This window comes from Pseudomonas sp. PA-4-8C (genome assembly GCF_021606625.1).
Classification (GTDB): Bacteria; Pseudomonadota; Gammaproteobacteria; order Pseudomonadales; family Pseudomonadaceae; genus Aquipseudomonas; species Aquipseudomonas lactis.
In genome coordinates this window covers 1-3,809 of sequence record NZ_WKCD01000396.1, presented here as the reverse complement: position 1 = coordinate 3,809, position 3,809 = coordinate 1, and the positions used below count along the sequence as shown (strand labels likewise).

The following is a 3,809-nucleotide window of genomic DNA, read 5'->3' as shown; positions in this document are numbered from 1 at the left end:
CCGCTTCTGTTTTTGTCTGAGCACACCGCTACCCACGACGACCCCCCCTCTGCTGACTCCGTCGGCAGCGCCAGATGTGAATAAGAGACACCCCTGGCTGCAGGCGTGCCGTTCCCGCCACGTCTGGGCAAACCCGCCGAATATGCCGCGCTGGTACGCCACATCATTGAAAACAGCATGCTCAATGGCGAGGTGATCCGTCTCGACGGTGCCTTGCGCATGGCCGCCAAATAAGGAGCAATGGCTATGAACGATCCTATTGTTATTGTCAGCGCTGTGCGTACGCCCATGGGCGGGTTCCAGGGCGACCTTAAAAGCCTGACCGCGCCGCAATTGGGCGCTGCCGCCATTCGTGCGGCGGTCGAGCGTGCTGGTATCGCCACCGATGCCGTCGACGAAGTGCTGTTTGGCTGCGTGCTGCCCGCCGGGCTTGGACAAGCGCCTGCTCGCCAAGCTGCCTTGGGTGCCGGGTTGGACAAGGGCACGCGCTGCACCACCCTCAACAAGATGTGCGGCTCCGGCATGGAAGCGACGATCCTGGCCCACGACTCGCTGCGCGCTGGCAGCGTCGATGTGGTGATCGCCGGCGGCATGGAAAGCATGTCCAACGCCCCGTACCTGCTGGACCGGGCGCGCAGCGGCTACCGCATGGGCCACGGCAAGGTGCTGGACCATATGTTCCTCGACGGCCTCGAAGATGCCTACGACAAGGGGCGCCTGATGGGCACCTTTGCCGAGGACTGCGCCGAGCACAATGGTTTTACCCGTGAGGCCCAGGACGCGTTTGCCATCGCTTCCCTGACCCGCGCACAAGAGGCCATCACCCACGGCAGCTTTGCGAGTGAAATCGTCCCGGTGCAGGTCACCGTGGGCAAGGAACAAAAAACCATCCTCCATGATGAGCAACCGCCAAAAGCCAAGCTGGACAAGATTGCCAGCCTGAAACCGGCGTTCCGTGACGGCGGTACGGTGACAGCGGCCAACTCCAGCTCGATCTCCGATGGCGCCGCGGCGTTGTTGCTGATGCGTGAGTCCGAGGCGCTCAAGCGCGGCCTCAAGCCCTTGGCAGTCATTCACGGGCACGCCGCGTTTGCCGATGAGCCGGGGCTGTTTCCGGTGGCGCCGGTAGGAGCGATCCGCAAGCTGATGAGCAAGACCGGCTGGAGCCTGGACGAGGTGGACCTGTTCGAAATCAACGAGGCCTTCGCCGTGGTCAGCCTGGTGACGATGAGCAAGCTGGAGATTCCCCACGACAAGGTCAACGTGCACGGCGGCGCCTGTGCATTGGGCCACCCCATTGGTGCCTCTGGCGCACGTATCCTGGTGACGTTGCTCGCGGCCCTGCGCCAGAAGGGGCTCAAGCGTGGCGTCGCAGCCATTTGCATTGGCGGCGGTGAAGCCACGGCCATGGCCGTTGAATGCCTGTATTGAGGATGACCTATGTTGCCCAATGACGAACAACTGCAGATCAGCGACGCCGCCCGGCAATTTGCCCAGGAACGTTTGAAACCCTTCGCCGCCGAGTGGGACCGCGAGCATCGCTTTCCCAAGGAAGCCATCGCGGAAATGGCCGAACTGGGCTTTTTCGGCATGCTGGTGCCAGAACAGTGGGGCGGTTGCGACACCGGCTACCTGGCCTACGCCATGGCCCTGGAAGAGATCGCCGCGGGCGACGGTGCCTGCTCCACGATCATGAGCGTGCACAACTCGGTGGGTTGCGTGCCGATCCTCAAGTTTGGCAATGATCAGCAGAAAGAGCAGTTCCTCACGCCCCTGGCCAGCGGCGCCATGCTGGGTGCTTTTGCGCTGACCGAACCCCAGGCCGGCTCCGATGCCAGCAGCCTGAAAACCCGTGCGCGCCTTGTAGGCGACCACTATGTGCTCAATGGCTGTAAACAGTTCATCACCTCCGGGCAAAACGCCGGGATTGTGATTGTGTTTGCGGTCACCGACCCCGCTGCGGGTAAACGTGGGATCAGCGCGTTTATCGTGCCCACCGATTCGCCGGGTTATACCGTGGCGCGGGTGGAAGACAAGCTGGGGCAGCATGCCTCGGACACCTGCCAGATTCTGTTTGAAGACGTGAAAGTGCCGGTGGCCAACCGCCTGGGCGAGGAGGGCGAAGGCTACAAAATCGCCCTGGCCAACCTGGAAGGCGGCCGCGTGGGCATTGCCTCCCAGTCGGTGGGCATGGCCCGCGCCGCCTTCGAAGCGGCCCGCGACTATGCCCGTGAGCGTGAAAGCTTTGGCAAGCCGTTGATCGAACACCAGGCCGTCGCCTTTCGCCTGGCCGACATGGCCACCCAGATCGCCGTCGCCCGGCAGATGGTGCATTACGCCGCCGCCCTGCGTGACAGCGGCAAGCCAGCGCTGGTGGAAGCGTCCATGGCCAAGCTGTTTGCCTCGGAAATGGCCGAGAAAGTCTGCTCAGCCGCCTTGCAAACCCTGGGCGGTTACGGTTACCTGAACGACTTCCCCCTGGAGCGGATCTACCGCGATGTGCGGGTCTGCCAGATTTACGAAGGCACCAGCGATATTCAACGCATGGTCATCTCACGCAATCTTTAAGGAGCCGATACATGAGTTACGAAACCATCCTGCTTGACGTCCAGGGCCGTGTCGGGCTGATCACGCTTAACCGCCCCAACGCGCTGAACGCCCTGAATGCACAACTGGTCAGCGAGCTGAACCAGGCGCTGGACAGCCTGGAAGCCAATCCTGAAATTGGCTGCATCGTGCTGACCGGCTCGAAAAAGGCCTTCGCGGCCGGTGCCGATATCAAGGAAATGGCCGAGCTGACCTACCCGCAGATCTATATGGACGATCTGTTCAGCGACAGCGACCGCGTGGCCAACCGTCGCAAGCCGATCATTGCCGCCGTGAATGGTTTCGCCCTGGGCGGCGGCTGTGAACTGGCCTTGATGTGTGACTTTATCCTTGCCGGCGACACCGCCAAGTTTGGCCAGCCGGAAATCAACTTGGGCGTGCTGCCGGGCATGGGCGGCACCCAGCGCCTGACCCGTGCGGTGGGCAAAGCCAAGGCCATGGAGATGTGCCTGACCGGGCGTTTTATCGACGCGGTGGAGGCCGAGCGCTGCGGGGTTGTGGCGCGCATCGTGCCCGCCGATGAACTGCTGGAGGAAGCGCTGAAGGTGGCTACCCTGATCGCCGGTAAATCTGTGCCGATCAGCATGATGGTCAAGGAAAGCGTGAACCGTGCGTTTGAAGTCAGCCTGTCTGAAGGCGTGCGTTTTGAGCGCCGGGTGTTTCATGCGGCGTTTGCGACCCAGGACCAGAAGGAAGGCATGGCCGCGTTTGTGGCCAAGCGGGCGCCGGAATTCAAGGATAAGTAAGCCTGATGGGTGTGTGGCCTGCCAGCCGACACCTACCTGACACCCCAACGATCCAACTGTGGGAGCTGGCTTGCCTGCGATGGCGGCCTCCCAGCCGGCGCCTATCTACCTGATCCCCTGCGGTCAAACTTGTGGGAGCGGGCTTGCTCGCGAAGGCGGCCTAGCAGTCAACGCAGTTGGATTGTGTACATATCCATTGCTGCGGTAACGGCCGCTTAGGGTTCCGCCCTGACGGCGGCTCACTTTGCAAAAGCGGCAAAGTAAGCAAAACGCTCTTGCCCCACCACTCGGCACCTCGCTTAGGCTCGGTGTGCCCGTAATTCGTCAGTGATTTGGGGGGCCGCCGCCACGCGCCATCCATGGCGCGGGGCGGCTAAACCGGCATCCCTGCCGGTTTACCCCCCAAATCCCTGTCGAATTCCGGCCAGCGTGGTTTAACGGGGCGCCTAAGATCAA

3 protein-coding genes and 1 pseudogene are annotated in these 3,809 nt (G+C 62.4%); all 4 read left to right on the top strand.

The window, feature by feature from the left end:
* Positions 1 to 93: 93 nt before the first annotated feature.
* A pseudogene (locus GIW04_RS28890) lies at positions 94 to 234 on the top strand (3-hydroxyacyl-CoA dehydrogenase); the annotation flags it as partial.
* A 12-nt stretch (positions 235 to 246) separates the two neighbouring features.
* Positions 247 to 1,431: an acetyl-CoA C-acyltransferase gene (locus GIW04_RS28885; RefSeq protein WP_047710882.1), complete on the top strand. Its 1,185-nt coding sequence runs from the start codon at positions 247 to 249 to the stop codon at positions 1,429 to 1,431.
* A 9-nt stretch (positions 1,432 to 1,440) separates the two neighbouring features.
* Positions 1,441 to 2,568, top strand: coding sequence for an acyl-CoA dehydrogenase (locus GIW04_RS28880; protein WP_120248055.1), 1,128 nt, complete (start codon positions 1,441 to 1,443; stop codon positions 2,566 to 2,568).
* An 11-nt stretch (positions 2,569 to 2,579) separates the two neighbouring features.
* Positions 2,580 to 3,353: an enoyl-CoA hydratase gene (locus GIW04_RS28875; protein ID WP_003191236.1), complete on the top strand. Its 774-nt coding sequence runs from the start codon at positions 2,580 to 2,582 to the stop codon at positions 3,351 to 3,353.
* Positions 3,354 to 3,809: the final 456 nt, after the last annotated feature.